This is a genomic window from Amphritea sp., from assembly GCF_016744155.1.
In the GTDB taxonomy this organism is placed as follows: Bacteria; Pseudomonadota; Gammaproteobacteria; order Pseudomonadales; family Balneatricaceae; genus Amphritea.
In genome coordinates, this window is the sequence record NZ_JADGEW010000003.1 from 205,584 (window position 1) to 223,441 (window position 17,858).

Here is a 17,858-nt window from a genome sequence, read left to right on the forward strand (position 1 = left end):
CCATTGTTGGTGTAACAGGACAGGTATCGTGCAAGATATATTAGATGAGATTGTCGCTACCATAGGCGCTAGTGAAGATAGGGGGCAGCCCGCTGACTATATTCCTCAGCTGGCTTGTATCGATCCAAATCAGTTTGCGATTACAGTAGCGATGGCTGATGGGCGGGTTTTTAGCGCCGGTGATAGTGAGCAGTTGTTCTCCATTCAGAGTATCTCCAAAGTATTTACCTTAACTATTGCGCTTGGAAAATTGGGTGACGCTGTCTGGTCTCGGGTAGGCCGTGAGCCGTCCGGAGATCCTTTTAATTCTATCGTGCAGCTCGAGCATGAATTGGGTAAACCGAGAAATCCTTTTATCAATGCCGGTGCAATTGCGATCGCCGATGCGATTATTATGGGCCATCAACCAAAAGAAACATTGGGGGAGATTCTTCAGTTTGTTCGGTTTATTGCCGATGATGACAGTATCAGTATTGATGATAAAGTTGCCCAGTCTGAACTTGCCACCGGTGATCGTAACGCTTCTTTAGCCCACTTTATGGCTTCCTTCGGTCGAATGAATAACCCTGTTGATTGTGTCCTGGGTACATATTTTCATCATTGTTCAATTGCGATGAGTACGCTGCAGCTGGCTAAGGCGGGGCTTTTCCTGGTTGATGATGGCAAAAACCCGGTGACAGGTGCTCGTGTGGTATCGGCCCAGAGAGCCCGAAGAATTAACTCGCTTATGCTGATGTGCGGTCATTATGACGGATCAGGCGAGTTCGCATACCGTGTAGGGTTACCGGGTAAAAGTGGTGTAGGCGGAGGGATATTAGCTGTCGCACCGGGTAAGGCCTCAATTGCTGTCTGGTCTCCGGGTCTCGATGCGGTAGGAAACAGTAAGCTGGGAACGGATGCACTGGAGAAGTTGGTGCAGCATACTGGCTGGTCTATTTTTGGTTAAGTCCGCTAGGCTCCTAGGTGCAAACATCTGCTCAGCCCTATTTGGGTCTGGTAAGCACTGAAAATATCAGAATCAGCTGAGTGATTTGTGCTCAGACGTGTTAAAGTGCGCCGATTATTACTGGCATTATCTATCCGTAGTTAAGGCCTGTTTCACTCTATGGAATTATTATGAAAAAGACGTTTAAACTGTCTCATCCAAAGCTTGCTGTTGCCAGGCATGTTGACGCTATTAAGCACGAAGTTAAGAAGTATATAAGACGCGAGCGAAATAAAGCGTTGCCTGAGGATGTCGACTATTGGGATTTTGACTGTCGTATTGGCGCGGATGAAGCTTGTAGTGAGGCAGTTCAAATCTCGGAGATTAACAAATTTATTACTGAGGCTGAGTCAAACGAGGCTGAATCCTTTTATTTAGAGATTATCGCCAAGCCTGGGTATCGTAATTCAACACCAGCTGAGTAATTAAAACCTTTTAGTTATTAAAAGGAATTTGAGATCAGTACCGCTTGTTAGTAGGGCTTGTCAGAGGGGCTTATCAGAAGATCTCCTACAAAGAGATTAATAGGGTCTTTCTTCTCAGTTCGGTTTACATAAGGACTCAATATGAATTTGGATAAAGCAAAAAAGCGTATCGCTAAGTGCGTTAAGAGAGGCGTTAAAGGATATCCGCAAATATCGCTGAGCTACTTTGGTGAGACCGCTGATGTTGCTACTGAAGTCAGTGTTCAGTTTGTATTTGAAGAGGGTGCTGAGGCTCAGGAACAGAGGTTTGTAGGTAAAACTGATGTTAGAGAAGATGAGGTTATTCAGTCTGCGATAGTGAAAATTATCGAGCGGGCAGAGGTTAGTACTGTGTTAGTGACAGATACAGTGTCGCTTCTTGGCTAAGTGCTCCTGATTCTTCAATGTAATCTGATTCTTTAATTTCTCTGTTTTTCCAGATTTGCAAAAAAAAAGCACTGGCTGTCTGGCCAGTGCTTTTTTTATATGCCCAGCTTCATATGCATTCAGCTGGGCGAGTGAAAAGTTACTTAATAAATAGCATTTCACGGTACTTAGGAAGAGGCCACAGGTCGTCAGCAACCAGAGTTTCCAGCTTATCAGCTGATGCCCGAACTTCATCCATCAAGCCGCGTACATCAGTGGCTAGGAAGGTCATGTGAGCTTCTGTTGAATCGAACTCTTCAATATCCATAGCCGCGCTCAGTTTCTGAACCGAAGCCATCATTGCCGATGCATGTTCTGCAACGGCGGTAGCTGGAGAGTATTCCAGCTGCAGACCGGTAGATGCGATACTGGACAGATAGTTGATTGCTGCTGGATAGATCATGGTTGTTGCCATCTCGATAACCAGCTTTGCTTCAACTTCGATAGACAGAACATACTGCTCTGCATACACCTCAAAACGGCTAGCCAGTTCGACAGGAGACAATACGCCAGTACTGGCAAACAGCTCAATTACGTCTGGAGTTTTGAATGCTGGTAGTGCATCAGCGGTGGTAGGAATGTTCTTCAGACCATGCTCTTCAACCGCTTTGGTATGCCACTCAGAAGAGTAACCGTCACCACCGAATACTACATTGCTGTGCTTTTCCATCAGCTCTTTCAATACAGCGAAAACGGCCGCTGTTTTGTCAGAATTTTCTTCCAGCTTCGCTTCGAGTTTAGTGGCAATCCATTCCAGAGAGTCAGCCAGCATAGTATTCATTGCTACGAGCGGGCCAGACACTGACTGAGAGGAACCTACTGCACGGAACTCAAAACGGTTACCTGTGAAGGCAAAAGGAGAAGTACGGTTACGGTCGCCAGTATCACGATCAAATTTCAGGATTTGAGACAATCCCAGGTCCATCTGGCCGCCAGTGGTCGGCACGTGAAGTTCACCGGTTCTGATGTCATCAAATACTTTCTCAAGCTGAGAACCCAAATAAACAGAAAGGATAGCTGGAGGAGCTTCGTTTGCACCAAGACGGTGGTCATTTGCAGCGGAAGCGATAACTGCACGTAGCAGTGGTCCAAATTTGTGCACGCCGCGGATTACTGCACCACAAAAGAGCAAAAAGTTGAGGTTGTCATTAGGCGTATTGCCTGGATCAAGGAGGTTACCCTGAGTTGAGTTACCCACTGACCAGTTTACGTGCTTGCCCGAACCGTTAATGCCAGCGAATGGCTTTTCATGTAACAGGCAAAGGAATCCATGAGCTTTTGCTGTGCTTTTAAGCAGTGTCATCATCATTTGCTGATGATCGGCAGCAACGTTGGCAGCTTCGAAGTAAGGTGCAATCTCAAACTGACCAGGCGCTACTTCGTTGTGGTGAGTTTTTGCTGGGATACCCAGACGGTATAGCTTGTCTTCAAAGTCTTGCATGAATACCTGAACGCGCTCAGGAATTGCACCGAAATAGTGGTCATCAAACTCTTGTCCTTTCGCAGGAGAAGCACCAAAGAGTGTTCTGCCAGCAAGCAGTAAGTCAGGACGAGCGATAGCAAAGTTCTCGTCTACCAGGAAGTATTCCTGTTCTGCACCACAGCTTGAGTTCAGGGTAGCGATCTCTTCTTCACCCATCAGAGCCAAGACTTTCTGTGCGGCGGCGTCCATGGCTGCGTTAGAACGAAGCAGAGGGATCTTCTTATCAAGCGCTTCACCGGTCCATGACATGAAGACACTAGGTATCATCAATACAGCGCCGTTAGCGGTATGCATCATGTAAGCAGGGCTGGTTGGGTCCCATGCGGTATAACCACGAGCTTCGTTGGTCATACGCAGGCTACCATTCGGGAATGAAGAACCGTCTGGCTCGCCTTTAATTAGCAGGCTACCGGTGAACTCTGTAATAGCGCCGCCATCTGAATTGGTAACGACAAAGCCATCGTGCTTTTCTGCAGTGGCGTTAGTCATAGGGTAGAAGATATGGGAGAAGAACTTGGCTCCTTTAGTCATCGCCCAGTCTTTCATTGCAGCAGCGACCATATCGGCGACGGCAGGGTCAAGTTCAGCGCCGTTTTGTACGGTTTTCTTGATAGCTTTAAATGCAGACTTTGAAAGCGACTCTTCCATCTGCTCTAAACCAAAAACATCACATGCCCAGATCTCTTTCAGAGAGTCTGTCATCGTTGTTTCGAATGGTTTAGCGCTGGTTATTTCGCTGATCGCTTTCAAACGAGATTCATTACCGCTCATATACTTCCCCTGACTATCCAATATTTTTGTGGTCATGGCTCATGCTGGTTGTGACAACCAATTAAGCCAATAGCTAGCAAGCTACTGCACAACTTATAAGCAATAATCAAACCAACTTTAATGGCGTCTGTTTTTTTGTGTTTTAAATTGAAACTATGAGGAGGGAAACGCTAAGTAAACCGCTGGTATTTGGTGGCGAAAACTTTGTGGTAAGTGATCGGGTTTTCATGATTGTGAGTTCTTAAGTGTCTCTACAGGGCCCGTAAAACCTAGGGTTAAGCACGTTGATTAGTCTGAGGTTGAGTATTAGGGAGTCTAATTGGATACTAACCGTAAAGCGGGGCCTCTGGATTATTTGATGCTTGGGAGGGCGGATGAGTTATTGAGGTTCTAATGTCGCTGCTATCGACATTCAACCGTTGGTTAAACAAAAAGCGCACCAATGTTGTGCAAGGAATATTGCACTGCATCAACGTTAAATCAGTAACCAGAGGGAGTGCCATGGCACTAAGGTAGTTGTTTGCACCATTTTAGGTCAGGGGTTGAGTGCTCAGAATGCTATCCTGGGTGGTTTAAATAGGGTCGCCTGCTTTGTAATAGCCATTCAATAATTTCTATAAAAATATACTTGCTAAGTAATTATTATATTTAATAAACAATAAGCTAGGTCTTATTTTTAATGTCATTAGTTAATTGTGTGCTCGCTTCAATCTAGCGTTAAATAATCAGCAAGGGCTATACCGTTCTCTGTTATTAATAGTGAAAACAACCCGATTTAGACTAAGGTGAGTCGTTCAATGCTCACAAATAGTGCATCTACAGATACGTAATAATGGGTGCAGAATGTGTGAGGAGCTTGATGGGCTCAGCACTGAGGATCAGTTGAAGAAGCGTTAGAGCTTATGAGTGGGTGTAAGCTGAGGGCGTTTTCAATTGATGTTATGTCGGCAGGAAAATATTGAGGGGGTCTGAGTCCGGGTGCGTTTCGCAGTCAGCGGGATACATAATCCCGCTGACTAGTTATCTAGCACTGTATCAAAGTACCAGGTTTGTCAGAGCCATCACGGCCAGGTAACCGCAGGTATAGGCAATCAGCAGCCAGTGAATAAAGCGTAGATAGGAGATGAAAGAGAGCCCTTCGAGTTTACTCAGCGCGATAACGCCGGCAGCAGAACCGACGATCAGAATCGAGCCGCCAACACCTACTGCGTAGGTCAGTCCCAGCCATTCAGCCTGGCTCATCTGGATATCTGATTGAAGAATCGCAGCGGTTAAAGGTACGTTATCAACCAATGCGGAGAGGATACCAATGAAGTAATTGGCGACCGCAGGTGGCATATAGGTATAGAGTTCTGGCAGTAGTTCCAGTATTGATAGTTCTTTTAACATACCTACCAGCAGCAGAACGCCAAGGAAGAAGAGCAGCGTATCGAATTCGATTTCACGTACATATTCAAGCACGTTTGGGTTTTGTTCTTTACGGAAAAGGATCTGATGGACGATAAACATCAACGACAGTCCAAACAGAAACGTCAGAACCGGTGGGACTGAGAACATCACGCTCAGATACAGTGTGCTGAGAATAGTCAGCAGAAAGAGAGCGGCGATCAGTTTGTCCTGTTTCGCGATAGGCCGTTTAAACTTAGGGAGTGTAATTACCTCGTTACTACCCTGCATCAGAATCAGCGCTAAAATCGCAACGCCGATAATGGCTGGCAGAACCAGTAACATCAAATTGAGGATGGATACTTTTCCGTTGAGGAATATCATCAGGGTGGTGACGTCGCCAGTAATCAGCGAAACCCCGCCAGAGTTAACGGCAAACACAATCAGTGCGGCAAACTTCAGGGTGTCTTTTGTCTCAAGCTTGAGTGAAGCTAGCAGTGACAGCATGATCAGAGATGCGGTGATGTTGTCTGCCAGGGAGGAGAACAAAAGCCCCAGCAGTGCGATCAGAATCATCAGGGTGCTGAGTTTCAACTCACTAGGCAGCATTCGATATACCAGCTGAGTAATCAAACCTTTTTCGTTGAGGTAGGCTACAAAGGTCATCGCGGCCATCAAAAACAGCCACAGAACGGCGATATCGAGTAGCTGTTCGTTAAGAGCCTCTTGAATCAACTGAGGTGATTTTTCCGGGAATACAAAAGCAAGAATCCAGACCAGTGTGCCAATAAAGAGTGTGGATTTGGCTTTGTTCAGGTGAACAACATCTTCAAAAATGATCAGCAGAAAAGCGAGCGTGATCAGACTTAACAGCAAGTAATGCATCTCTGTTCCCTGTATCGAAAAATAGAAGATGGCTATTTTCTACTTTTGTATAGGGTGAATACAATAGATAAAGTGCTCAGTGGAGTTGGATTTTTAGGATTACTACTTTCGTGTGGGTGTCTCAGTACTATACTGATGGTCTTGGTTTACGCGGGAATCCATGTAAGATAAGGGTAATTACTTATATGGATTCCTGCGTTAAGAGAGTTTTCACTGTAAGAATAAAATTATTAGAAAGATAGGGAATAATAAAAATGTCAGATTTACGCCTTTTTTATATTGATGGCAGCTGGGTAGCACCTGCTCAGAGTAACGATTTTGAGGTGATTAATCCCTCAAATGAAGAGGTGTGCGGCACTATCTCTTTGGGTGGTGAAGCCGATACCAATGCCGCGGTTGAAGCGGCCCGACAGGCTTTTGATAGCTGGAGTCAGACATCAAAAGATGAGCGTATTGTTCTTTTGGAAAAGCTGCTGAGCATATACAACAGCCGGGCAGATGAGATGGCTCTGGCTATTTCAACAGAGATGGGGGCGCCGATCGCCTTGTCTCGTACTGCTCAGTGTGGTGCCGGTGCTGCGCATATTAAAAACCTGATTCGTGCGCTGAAAGGCTATGAGTTTGAGCGTCCATTAAGTGAACGGGCGGCGGATAACCGAATTATTCATGAAGCCGTAGGTGTCTGTGCGTTGATCACACCCTGGAACTGGCCGATGAACCAGGTCACTCTGAAGGTCGTGGCTGCATTGGCGACAGGCTGTACCATGGTGCTTAAACCCTCTGAAATCTCGCCACTGTCATCAATGCTATTTGCCGAGATGATAGATCAGGCTGGGTTCCCAGCAGGTGTGTTTAACCTTGTTAATGGTGATGGTCTGGGGGTTGGTTCACAGCTTTCAGGTCATCCGGAAGTCGATCTGGTATCTTTCACTGGTTCAACCCGGGCGGGTATCGCTATCTCAAAAAATGCAGCGGACACGGTTAAACGTGTGGCTCTGGAATTGGGAGGCAAGGGCGCTAATATTGTGTTTGCAGATGCAGACGAGAAGGCGGTAACCCGTGGTGTGCGACAGTGTTTCAATAACAGTGGTCAGTCGTGTAATGCACCGACCCGGATGCTGGTGGAACGGTCTCTCTATGAGGGTGCTGTTCAGGTAGCTGCAGACATCGCTGCTAAAACAACCGTTGATCGGTCTGAGATTGATGGGCGACATATTGGCCCGGTTGTTTCACAGATGCAGTTTGACAAAATTCAGGCGCTGATTGAGACGGGCATTAGCGAAGGCGCACGGTTGGTTGCCGGCGGTCCTGGTAAGCCAGAAGGCTTGGAAAAGGGTTATTTTGTTAAGCCTACTGTGTTCGCTGATGTTAATAATCAGATGAGTATTGCCCGTGATGAAATTTTTGGTCCGGTACTGACGATTATTCCTTTTGATTCAGAGGAGGAAGCGATCAGTATAGCCAATGATACTCCTTATGGACTGACCAACTACCTTCAGACTCAGGATAGTGAGAAAGCCAATCGGGTTGCTCGTCGATTGCGTTCGGGTATGGTGCAGATTAACGGTACATTCCTGGGTGCTGGAGCTCCATTTGGGGGCTATAAGCAGTCGGGTAATGGTCGTGAAGGCGGAGTCTGGGGGCTTGAAGAGTTTCTTGAGGTAAAAGTGATCTCTGGTTGGAACTGATACCGAAGTTATAAGTTTAAGAGTAGGCTCCGTCGCGATCGCTCGTGACGGAGCCTATTGCGTTATTGAGGCTTAATTGTTCTGAGTGTGCCTCGGCTTTATCTTAACGCTGTCCACTTTTGAATTGTCTGAATAAATCTTGGGTGGTGAATAATCCAGCCGCCGACGTATCCAATAAAACTCCCCAAAGCTATATCAAAAATACGGTTTAGTATCAGTTGGTTAGGCTCTGCTGTGGCAACGGTTGCCTCAGCGAATATCACCGTAAGTGGGGTAATGAAAATTACCGCTAACCCATAATTTCGCGTGATCAGAAGTTCGATGATAAAGGTCAGTATCAGGATTAACCCCGCCAGCCCCCATGGCCCGGGTGCAAGTGAAAAAATCATCCAGGCGAGCGCCATCCCGATGATTGTGCCAAATATTCTGTGAATATTTCGCTGCCAGATTGCCCGAAAAGTTGCCCCCTGCATGATTGCAGCCGTCGAGATTGGAACCCAGTAAGGGTTTTCCAGGTTAGTCAGTAACGCTAGCAGATAGCCCCCGCCGACAAAGATACTGATAACGGCTGATTCAATGCTGATGGCTAAGATGTGATGGTCTTCAGTCTCACTGGGCTTTATGTCTATATTTTTAGAGAAAAATTTCTGAGCGAACCCGTAGCTAAGAGCTAGCAGGCAGGCCCACATGGAGCCAAACATCAGTATGCCGGTCCGTTCTGCCGTCAGAGAGATGTCAAAAGGGAGAGTCCGGGCGAGACATGCGGCAACGATGAAGAAGAAACTCGCCGGGGGTGGGACTGAGTAAAATCTGCAAATAGTTGTCGCTAGAAATACAGTCAGTAGGAGTGTGAAAGCCGACAGATACGGGTCGAAGCTTGTTAATACGCCGAGAGCAAAGCTTAATGAAAACCCAAAAGCGCAGGTGGTCAGGGTCATCATGCGATGGGAGATGTTAGTTTGTCGCATGTAGAGAATTATCAAGCCCCCCATGCAGCCCAGCATGCCTGCTGAAAACTCTCCTAACCAGGCGGCAAAAAACGCAGGCATGCCAACGCTAAGGGCTGAAACTACCAGGTAGCCTAATGGGCGTTTGTGGTCATTCCACTCAAATAAAGGCTTTATCTGGTTCCAGAATTTAAGTCGCAAAGTGGGTTGAGAGTCTGTGCTCAATTAGTATTTTCCTAGTGAATGTGTCTCTTTAGTAATGATATATAAGCTATTGTTTATATTATCAATGTGTGTTTTTTGTTTGGTCGTTTTTAGAGAGGCTTTGCTATCTTTCTTTGCCCGTTAAATCGATACTGAAATATACCATTTAGGCTTTATAGCGGAGCAATCAGTTATTTCGTTATTGTCTAAATAGGCAGCTGAATCTAACACAGTTCCCTCTGTTGATGTGCGTTTAAAAACCACCCAGTGCCAGAAGGGTTTGCCGTTCTCGTAATGGTGTTTGATAGCGAGTAATGCGATATCTGGCAGCGCTTCCCATGAGGTGAAAATTGATTCGTCAGCTGAGGTTTTTACACCATAGGCATCTAGTAAGCGTCGCATATACTCTGTATCGCTGAACAGCGCCTCATCGGTTGCGAAGATGCCGATAGCGTTCGCTTTAGCTTTTACCTCGGCGTATGACAAGCCAAGGATGTTGGCAGCAGAGGCAATGCCGCACCCGGTCACTTCTTCTTGAATAACGACGGACATCTTTACCTCGAATCAGAATAGTTAAAATGCGAAAAAAAACCGCACATCCTTATGAGAGATGTGCGGCGGGAGTTCTATATTAAGCTTTCTTAACCTCTTTTCCAGCTGTGAAACTTCTCTAGCCAGCTGAGAATCTTTTGTGGAGCATGCTTTTTCTTCCATTCACCGGCGACAAAGCGGTTAGCTTCATTGAGCGTTGGGTAAGCGTGTAGTGTGCCGAGGATCTTGTTTAGTCCTAGTTTGTTTTTCATCGCCAGAGCGAACTCAGGTAGCATCTCAGCAGCGTGTTCACCAACCAGCGTCACTCCAATGATCTTATCGCTGCCGGGCTTCAGTAGGACTTTGACAAAGCCGTAGGCGGCCTCGTCAGTGATTGCACGGTCAAGTTCATCGAGGTTATATCTAACCGCTTCATAAGCAACCCCCTGATCAATCGCTTGTTTCTCGTTCAGGCCTATCCGGGCGACTTCCGGGCTGGTGTAGGTGGTGAAGGGGATGAATGAATAATCAATTTTGAATTTCTTAAACTGACCAAACAGCGCGTTGACTGAGGCATACCAGGCCTGATGGGCTGCCGCATGGGTAAATTGATAGGGCCCAATCACATCGCCGCAGGCAAGAATGTTGGGTATCCGGGTACGCAGATAGTCGTCTACCTCAATAGTTCCACCGGGTGCTGCTGTGATGCCTAGTTCTTCAAGTCCAAAGCCGGTTACATTGGCTGTGCGGCCAGTCGCGACCAGTAGTTTGTCAAACCCGATACGTTTTTCCTGATCATTGTGACGGCATACCAGTTCATAACCCTGTTCAGTTACCTGAAAGCGAACCGGTGTATGGCCAGAGCAGATATGGATGCCGTCCTGTGTGAGGCGTTCCTCAACAACCGTGGCGGCATCCCGGTCTTCTCGGGTTAATACCTGGCTGCCACGAAATAATATGGAAACGTCGCTACCGAGTCTGGCAAAGCACTGCCCAAGCTCGCAACCAATCGCTCCAGCGCCCAATACCAGTAGACGATCTGGGCGTTCACGCAGTGCCCAGATGGTATCTGAGGTCAAAGGTTCGACCAGTTCAATGCCGGGAATAGGTGGCATCGCGGGGCGTGCGCCCGTAGCGATGACTATATTTTGCGTTTTAAGGGTCTGACCGTTTACCTCTACTTCCCAGGGGCTAATGATTTTAGCGCTTCCGGTTACACAGTCGACGCCCAGGGATTCATAACGCTCAATTGAATCATGGGGTTCGATCGTCTGGATGACCCGTTGAACCCGATCCATTACTTCAGCGAAGTCGTATTCAACTTCAGCATTGCGGATACCCAGGTCTCTTGCATCACGGACGTCGGCGAGAAAGTGCGTTGTTCTGATTAATGCTTTTGACGGTACGCAGCCGGTATTGAGGCAATCGCCGCCCATCTTATGGCGCTCAATCAGGGTGACTTTGGCTTTCGTAGCTGCGGCGATATAGGAAGTGACTAGACCGCCAGCGCCGGCGCCGATGACTACCATGTTGGTGTCAAATTTCTTAGGTTTGCTGTACTGGCTATACACTTTGCGTTTTTGCATAACGCCGACGATAGCTTTGGCAATCCAGGGAAATATGCCCAGAAGGCAGAAGGATAGGATGAGTCCGGGAGAGAGAATGTCGCCGGGCTGTTCAATGGCGGCCAGCTGTGTGCCGGCATTAACAAATATGGCGGTACCAGGCAGCATGCCCAGCTGACTTACCCAATAGAAAGTACCAGCTTTCATGCGGGTTAAGCCCATAACGGCATTGATAACGAAAAATGGAAACAGTGGTACTAGTCTCAGTGTAAACAGATAGGAGATGCCGTCTTTCTCAATACCCCGGTTAACGGGATCGATATAATTGGAAAACTTACTGCTTAGCGGCTCGCGGAACAGATATCGCGCTACTAGGAATGCCAGAGTCGCGCCGATGGCGCTGGCGAAAGATACTAGTATCAGGCCGGTGAATAGGCCAAAAATCGCACCACCTACGAGGGTCATGACCACTGCGCCAGGAAGGGAGAGGGCGGTGACCGTGATGTAGATCAGCACAAAGGCGCCGATAGCCAGCAGAGTATTCTCAGAGACCCAGCTTTGCAGGCTGTTTTGCTGAGATTTGATATATTCCAGATTCAGATAGTTGCCAAGATCAAAGATAAAAAATGAACTGATCAGGGCCGCTAATATCAGGATAAGAATTATTTTTTTACTATTCATAAACAAATCTGCTCTGCGGGTGGTGGTAAGGTTTTGGGGATAGTCGCATAGAAACCTGAAAGCATCCTGAAATATGATTATAACTGTCTGTATAGGTTCAATTTATTATTTAATGGCTATTGAAGATACGGACAATAAAAAAGGCCTTTTACCGATTCCTTTAAAGAGGAGTGTAAAAGGCCTTATCCTGACAATCACGAATTAATCGTTGTTATTTGCGGCTTCCAGCGTATTTTCCATCAGAGTAGCCACTGTCATTGGTCCTACGCCACCGGGTACCGGTGTTATCCAGCCAGCTCTCTCGGCTGCGATGTCATACTCTACATCGCCCACTAAACGGCCATCTTCAAGGCGATTGATGCCCACATCGATAACCATCGCGCCGGGCTTAATCCATTCACCCTTTACCAGACCCGGAATACCAACGCCGACGACAACGATATCAGCGCGTTGTACGTGACCGGCAAGATCTTTGGTGAAGCGGTGGGTGGTGGTTGTAGTGCAGCCTGCCAGTAGTAGCTCAAGCGTCATTGGGCGGCCAACAATATTAGACGCGCCGACAATCACTGCATCTTTACCGCGAACGGTCTCGCCGGTTGATTCAAGTAGTGTCATTACCCCCTTTGGCGTGCAAGGGCGCAGTGCTGGCATGCGTTGAGCCAGGCGTCCGAGGTTAAAGGGATGGAAACCATCAACATCTTTATCAGGGCGGATGCGTTCAAGGATCTCATTCGCTTCGAGATGCTCAGGAAGTGGGAGTTGAACCAGAATGCCGTCAACCTTTGGGTCTGCATTGAGCTTATCTACCAGTTCCAACAATGGTTGTTGACTGGTTTCTGCTGGCAGATCGTAAGAGACGGATTCAATACCTACTTCTTTACAGGCATTTTTCTTGTTTCTGACATAAACCTGAGAGGCTGGATCAAAGCCTACCAGTACAACAGCCAGGCAGGGGGCGCGTTTACCCGATTCAATACGGGCCTTTACACCAACTGCAACCTGTTCACGGACATTTCGGGCAATCTGCTTGCCATCGATTATCTGAGCGCTCATCTTTCGAATGTTATCCTCAGTCATATTTTTGATGGCGCGGATTGTCTCATGGTTGCGGTTTTCCTCCAAGGGGTATTCCCCGGCGGGATCTGTTTATTTGAGGTGGTTGAATTTTTAGCCTGGCATAGCGAAATGGTGCTTAAGTAAGCTGAGGCTATATGCTTTTTTAAGCTGCCTTTTAGCAACGGTTCTAAACAGTGTAGAGAGGGGATCTATGGGCTTCTTAATTTGTCTAAGTTTCTTATTTCCTTAAAAAAATATAAAAAGGGTGTTGACGGACTATAAAGCGATATATATTATGCGCTCCACCTTGAAGAGAGGCAGGCAACGCACCTAGGTGTCGTTACTCAATTCTTAACAAGGTCGGGCAGTGTCAGGCGCCCGTAGCTCAATGGATAGAGCACTCGCCTTCTAAGCGAGCGGTTGCAGGTTCGACCCCTGCCGGGCGCGCCAGTAAGGTCTGACGAAAAAGTGTATTGATATGGTGGGCGTAGCTCAGTTGGTAGAGCTCCGGATTGTGATTCCGGCGGTCGTGGGTTCAAACCCCATCGTCCACCCCAATACATCGTCATAGGGAATCTTTACCAATTTCCTGTTTTATGACAAAATTGTTTTATGCGAGTGTGGCGGAATTGGTAGACGCGCTGGTTTTAGGTACCAGTATCTTACGGTGTGGGAGTTCGAGTCTCCCCACTCGCACCATTTATCTTCCTCGGAAGTGCCTCTTTGGTGGGCGTAGCTCAGTTGGTAGAGCTCCGGATTGTGATTCCGGCGGTCGTGGGTTCAAACCCCATCGTCCACCCCAATACCTCATTGTTTTCTAGTAATTTTCCTCTCTATTTCTTTTGCAAAATATACTACCCTTTTGATTTGTTTCGAATTTGCTCTGCATCCATTGATATTCAACGCTTTTCACTTGACTAATAGCACCGGTTCCCGGACAATTTCGGCCTTTAGAAATTCTGGTACCTGCTGTGCCGGTCTTCTGTAAACAGAAGGCATAAATAGCGGGTCAATTTTCAGATTTGTAACGATACAAATAATTTTGTGAGGAATTCCATGCAAGTATCCGTAGAAGCCACTACTGGTCTTGAACGTCAGATGACAGTTGTTGTACCTGCTGAGCGTGTTGACAGCGATGTAGCCAAGCGTGTTCAAGATACAGCTCGTACCGTTCGCCTTGATGGTTTCCGTCCTGGTAAAGTGCCAGTTAAAGTAGTTAAGAAGCGCTACGGACCAGGTATCCGCCAGGAAGTTATCGGTGAAGTTGTACAGCAGAGCTTCTATGAAGCTGTACAGCAGGAGAAGCTGATGCCTGCCGGTGGCCCTAATGTTGAATTCAAAAACGATAAAGAGGGTGAAGAGTTTTCTTACACTGCTACTTTTGAAGTTTACCCAGAGATCGCTCTTGCTGATTTCTCTAGCGTTGAGATTGAAAAATCTGCCGCTGAAGTAAAAGACGCTGACCTTGATCAGATGGTTGATACCCTGCAGAAGCAGCAAGCTGCTTTTGAAGAAGCTGATAAAGCTGCTGCAGAAGGCGACCAGTTGAGTGTTGATTTCGAAGGTTTCATCGACGGTGAAGCATTCGACGGCGGCACTGCAACAGGTATGGATCTGGTACTGGGTTCCAATACTATGATTCCAGGCTTTGAAACTGCCCTGGAAGGCGCTAAAGCGGGTGACGAGAAAGAAGTTAACGTTACTTTCCCAGAGGAATACCACGCTGAAGACCTGAAAGGTAAAGATGCTAAGTTCAACGTTAAAGTGAACAAAGTTTCTGCACAGGTTCTGCCTGAGCTGAACGAAGAGTTCTTCGCTAAGTTCGGTATTGAAGAGAAGAGCGTTGACAGCTTTAAAGTTGAAGTACGCAAAAATATGGAGCGTGAGCTTACTCAGGCACTGAAAGCTAAGCTGAAAGAAGCTACTTTCGCTAAGCTGCTTGAGCTGAACGCAATCGACGTGCCTTCTGCACTGATTGATGGTGAAATTGACGCGATGCGTCAACAGGCTATCCAGCAGTTCGGTGGTCCGGATGCGAACATCGATCCAAGCATGCTGCCAAAAGAGATGTTTGAAGCTCAGGCTCAGAAGCGTGTACAGATTGGTTTGCTGGTTAACGAAGTTATTAAAGCCAACGAGCTGAAAGTAGACGAAGATCGTGTACGTACTACTGTTGAAGAACAAGCTGCTACTTATCAGGAACCTCAGCAGGTTATTGACTGGTACTACGGTAACCAGGAAATGCTGGGCCAGATCCAGAACCTGGTTATGGAAGATCAAGTACTAGACCTGTTGCTGGCTTCTGCTACAGTGAACGAAACTGAAGTAAGCTACGAAGATGCAATCAAGCCAGCTGCACCTGCTGCTGACGAAGAGGCTTAATTGCCCTTCAGCTTAATTGCGTTATAAAAGAACGGCTGTCGGCTTAGGTCGGTTGCCGTTTTTTTTTCTTAACCTGTGTTAATAGGTTTATAAGGACTTAGGAGAGCATTTAATGTCGGATTTTCATAATGGCCCTACAGTAATTACGAATAGTGGTTTGGTGCCCATGGTTGTTGAGCAAACAGCCCGTGGTGAGCGTTCATACGACATCTATTCCCGATTACTGAAAGAGCGCGTTATTTTCATGGTGGGTCAGGTTGAAGACCACATGGCAAATCTGGTTGTTGCCCAGCTGCTGTTTTTGGAATCAGAGAATCCTGACAAAGATATTCACCTGTACATTAACTCTCCGGGTGGATCTGTAACTGCAGGCCTGTCAATTTATGACACTATGCAGTTCATAAAGCCGGATGTTAGTACCATGTGTATTGGTCAGGCTGCCAGCATGGGCGCGTTGTTGTTGACCGGTGGTGCCCAGGGCAAGCGTTACTGTCTGCCAAATTCCCGGATGATGATTCATCAGCCATTAGGGGGTTATCAGGGACAGGCAACTGATATTGAGATTCATACTCAGGAAATCCTAACGATTCGTGAGAAGCTCAATACTATTATGTCGCACCATACTGGCCAGAACATGGAAGCTATTAGTAAAGATACCGACCGGGACAACTTTATGTCTTCGGCACAAGCGGTTGAATATGGTCTGATCGATCAGGTAATGGCAAGCCGTTAAAACGGTCTGCACGTTGCGCCGCACTTGAATTTAGACTCAAAGCGGTGCACATTATCCGCTATACTATTGTGAAATGCGGTTAAAGAAATATTGGTCCGAGGCCTGCAAGGCCTGAATAAACTGAGGTAGTTTAATGTCCGACGATATCAACGGCAAAGAGGGAGGCGATGACAGCAAGCTGCTGTATTGCTCTTTCTGTGGTAAAAGCCAGGACGAAGTTAAGAAACTGATAGCAGGCCCGTCTGTCTTTATCTGTGATGAATGTGTTGATCTATGCAACGACATCATCAAAGAGGAGATTCAGGAAGCTGAAGAGACTCATGAAGAGGGCGATAGTCTGCCGACTCCGGCTGAGATTAAGTCAAATCTTGATGAGTATGTTATCGGTCAGGAACGGGCTAAGAAAGTACTCTCCGTTGCCGTATACAATCACTACAAGCGTCTGCGCTTCCAGCAAACCTCTGGCGATACCGGTGTTGAGTTGGGCAAAAGTAATATTCTGCTGATCGGCCCGACTGGTAGTGGTAAAACGCTGCTGGCTCAAACCCTGGCGCGAATGCTGAATGTACCTTTTACTATTGCTGACGCAACTACGCTGACTGAAGCGGGTTACGTAGGTGAAGATGTTGAAAATATCATTCAAAAGCTGCTACAGAAATGTGATTACGATGTAGAGAAGGCCCAGTTGGGTATTGTTTACATTGATGAGATCGATAAGATCTCTCGCAAGTCTGATAACCCGTCAATCACGCGTGATGTGAGTGGTGAAGGTGTTCAGCAAGCGTTGCTGAAACTGATTGAAGGTACGGTTGCATCTGTACCACCTCAGGGCGGACGCAAGCACCCACAGCAGGAGTTTTTGCAGGTTGATACCTCAAATATTCTGTTTATCTGTGGTGGAGCCTTTGCCGGCCTGGATCAGGTGATTACCAATCGCAGCGAGAAAAGCTCTATTGGTTTCAACGCATCGGTCACCAGTAAAGAAGAACTGAAGGCAGTTAGCGATAAGCTGGCTGATCTTGAGTCTGAAGATCTGGTGAAATACGGTCTGATTCCTGAGTTTGTTGGTCGTCTGCCGATGATAGCAACGTTGATCGAACTGGATGAGGACGCACTGATTCAGATTCTGACTGAGCCTAAGAACTCGCTGACGAAGCAGTATGCTGCTCTGTTTGGTATGGAAGGTGCAGACCTGGATTTCCGTGAAGATGCCTTGAAAGCCATTGCGACTAAGGCGCTTGAGCGTAAAACCGGTGCCCGTGGCCTGCGTTCTATTCTTGAAGAAAACTTGCTGGATATCATGTACAGCCTGCCATCTCAGGAAGGTATATCAAAGGTTGTGATTGATGAGGGCGTGATTACAGGCGACTCTGATCCTATCCTGATCTACGAGAATCTGGATGCGCCTAAAGCGGCTGCAGAAGAGTGATCTCTGTTTAGATGATAAAAACGCGCCCCGGGCGCGTTTTTTGTATGTATATCATTGATCCTGTGATTAATCTGAGTCAGGCAGGGTATTTGCCAATAAATACCCTGCATACACTAGAGCTTAAGGCGGCTAGCTATTAGAATTAGTGCCTGCCTTTATAGTAAGAAAGAGATTTTCCAATGGGAAGAAGTTTTGAAGTTCGTAAGGCTTCCATGGCTAAGACTAATGGAGCTAAGTCCAAG

At 46.9% G+C, this 17,858-nt stretch carries 13 protein-coding genes and 4 tRNA genes; 11 read left to right on the forward strand and 6 right to left on the reverse strand.

The genetic code is table 11. From position 1 onward, the window contains the following. Positions 1–28 precede the first annotated feature (28 nt). From QZZ54_RS04710 to QZZ54_RS04720, 3 genes are all read left to right on the forward strand, one after another. The gene (locus tag QZZ54_RS04710; RefSeq protein WP_290699563.1) at positions 29–946 is read left to right on the forward strand and encodes a glutaminase; all 918 of its coding nucleotides are present in this window, start codon (positions 29–31) and stop codon (positions 944–946) included. A 170-nt stretch (positions 947–1,116) separates the two neighbouring features. Then, positions 1,117–1,410, forward strand: a complete 294-nt coding sequence (locus tag QZZ54_RS04715) for a DUF6172 family protein (RefSeq protein WP_290699565.1) — start codon at positions 1,117–1,119, stop codon at positions 1,408–1,410. Positions 1,411–1,551: 141 nt separating this feature from the next. Then, a complete protein-coding gene (locus QZZ54_RS04720) occupies positions 1,552–1,836 on the forward strand; it encodes a hypothetical protein (protein WP_290699568.1) in 285 nt (94 codons plus the stop codon). A 139-nt stretch (positions 1,837–1,975) separates the two neighbouring features. Here QZZ54_RS04720 and QZZ54_RS04725 read toward each other — a convergent pair whose 3' ends face one another. Beyond that, positions 1,976–4,129, reverse strand: coding sequence for a glutamine synthetase III (locus QZZ54_RS04725; protein WP_290699573.1), 2,154 nt, complete (start codon positions 4,127–4,129; stop codon positions 1,976–1,978). A gap of 1,035 nt (positions 4,130–5,164) precedes the next feature. After that, positions 5,165–6,400 (reverse strand): sodium:proton antiporter NhaD, encoded by a 1,236-nt coding sequence (nhaD, locus tag QZZ54_RS04730; protein ID WP_290699576.1) that lies wholly within the window; start codon positions 6,398–6,400, stop codon positions 5,165–5,167. A 254-nt stretch (positions 6,401–6,654) separates the two neighbouring features. Here nhaD and QZZ54_RS04735 point away from each other — a divergent pair, with 254 nt between their 5' ends. Continuing rightward, the gene (locus QZZ54_RS04735; RefSeq protein ID WP_290699579.1) at positions 6,655–8,088 is read left to right on the forward strand and encodes an aldehyde dehydrogenase family protein; all 1,434 of its coding nucleotides are present in this window, start codon (positions 6,655–6,657) and stop codon (positions 8,086–8,088) included. A gap of 98 nt (positions 8,089–8,186) precedes the next feature. On the opposite strand, the gene QZZ54_RS04740 is transcribed toward QZZ54_RS04735, so the two are convergent. From QZZ54_RS04740 to folD, 4 genes are all read right to left on the reverse strand, one after another. After that, positions 8,187–9,260: an FUSC family protein gene (locus tag QZZ54_RS04740; protein WP_290699582.1), complete on the reverse strand. Its 1,074-nt coding sequence runs from the start codon at positions 9,258–9,260 to the stop codon at positions 8,187–8,189. A gap of 120 nt (positions 9,261–9,380) precedes the next feature. Next, a complete protein-coding gene (locus QZZ54_RS04745) occupies positions 9,381–9,791 on the reverse strand; it encodes a hypothetical protein (protein ID WP_290699585.1) in 411 nt (136 codons plus the stop codon). Positions 9,792–9,880: 89 nt separating this feature from the next. After that, on the reverse strand, positions 9,881–12,016 hold the full coding sequence (locus QZZ54_RS04750; protein WP_290699588.1) for an FAD-dependent oxidoreductase: 2,136 nt from the start codon (positions 12,014–12,016) through the stop codon (positions 9,881–9,883). Positions 12,017–12,217: 201 nt separating this feature from the next. After that, the gene (gene folD, locus QZZ54_RS04755; protein ID WP_290699590.1) at positions 12,218–13,069 is read right to left on the reverse strand and encodes a bifunctional methylenetetrahydrofolate dehydrogenase/methenyltetrahydrofolate cyclohydrolase FolD; all 852 of its coding nucleotides are present in this window, start codon (positions 13,067–13,069) and stop codon (positions 12,218–12,220) included. A gap of 377 nt (positions 13,070–13,446) precedes the next feature. On the opposite strand from folD, the gene QZZ54_RS04760 reads away from it, so the two are divergent. From QZZ54_RS04760 to clpX, 7 genes are all read left to right on the forward strand, one after another. Then, positions 13,447–13,522: transfer RNA gene (locus tag QZZ54_RS04760), tRNA-Arg, on the forward strand. A 31-nt stretch (positions 13,523–13,553) separates the two neighbouring features. After that, positions 13,554–13,629 (forward strand) — tRNA-His (locus QZZ54_RS04765). A 57-nt stretch (positions 13,630–13,686) separates the two neighbouring features. Next, positions 13,687–13,771, forward strand: a tRNA-Leu gene (locus QZZ54_RS04770). A 27-nt stretch (positions 13,772–13,798) separates the two neighbouring features. Further along, a tRNA-His gene (locus QZZ54_RS04775) sits at positions 13,799–13,874 on the forward strand. A 254-nt stretch (positions 13,875–14,128) separates the two neighbouring features. Next, positions 14,129–15,454 (forward strand): trigger factor, encoded by a 1,326-nt coding sequence (gene tig / locus QZZ54_RS04780; protein WP_290699593.1) that lies wholly within the window; start codon positions 14,129–14,131, stop codon positions 15,452–15,454. A gap of 112 nt (positions 15,455–15,566) precedes the next feature. Further along, entirely contained in the window at positions 15,567–16,187 is a 621-nt protein-coding gene (gene clpP / locus QZZ54_RS04785) for an ATP-dependent Clp endopeptidase proteolytic subunit ClpP (protein ID WP_290699596.1), read from the forward strand. A 133-nt stretch (positions 16,188–16,320) separates the two neighbouring features. Further along, a complete protein-coding gene (gene clpX / locus QZZ54_RS04790; RefSeq protein WP_290699599.1) occupies positions 16,321–17,616 on the forward strand; it encodes an ATP-dependent protease ATP-binding subunit ClpX in 1,296 nt (431 codons plus the stop codon). Positions 17,617–17,858 lie beyond the last annotated feature (242 nt).

Excerpts from the sequence above, each read along its gene's own strand:
- QZZ54_RS04715 (WP_290699565.1), top strand. The coding sequence starts at position 1,117 with ATGAAAAAGACGTTTAAACTGTCTCATCCAAAGCTTGCTGTTGCCAGG.
- QZZ54_RS04720 (WP_290699568.1), top strand. The coding sequence starts at position 1,552 with ATGAATTTGGATAAAGCAAAAAAGCGTATCGCTAAGTGCGTTAAGAGA.
- QZZ54_RS04725 (WP_290699573.1), bottom strand. The coding sequence starts at position 4,129 with ATGAGCGGTAATGAATCTCGTTTGAAAGCGATCAGCGAAATAACCAGC.
- nhaD (WP_290699576.1), bottom strand. The coding sequence starts at position 6,400 with ATGCATTACTTGCTGTTAAGTCTGATCACGCTCGCTTTTCTGCTGATC.
- QZZ54_RS04735 (WP_290699579.1), top strand. The coding sequence starts at position 6,655 with ATGTCAGATTTACGCCTTTTTTATATTGATGGCAGCTGGGTAGCACCT.
- QZZ54_RS04745 (WP_290699585.1), bottom strand. The coding sequence starts at position 9,791 with ATGTCCGTCGTTATTCAAGAAGAAGTGACCGGGTGCGGCATTGCCTCT.
- QZZ54_RS04750 (WP_290699588.1), bottom strand. The coding sequence starts at position 12,016 with ATGAATAGTAAAAAAATAATTCTTATCCTGATATTAGCGGCCCTGATC.
- folD (WP_290699590.1), bottom strand. The coding sequence starts at position 13,069 with ATGAGCGCTCAGATAATCGATGGCAAGCAGATTGCCCGAAATGTCCGT.
- tig (WP_290699593.1), top strand. The coding sequence starts at position 14,129 with ATGCAAGTATCCGTAGAAGCCACTACTGGTCTTGAACGTCAGATGACA.
- clpP (WP_290699596.1), top strand. The coding sequence starts at position 15,567 with ATGTCGGATTTTCATAATGGCCCTACAGTAATTACGAATAGTGGTTTG.
- clpX (WP_290699599.1), top strand. The coding sequence starts at position 16,321 with ATGTCCGACGATATCAACGGCAAAGAGGGAGGCGATGACAGCAAGCTG.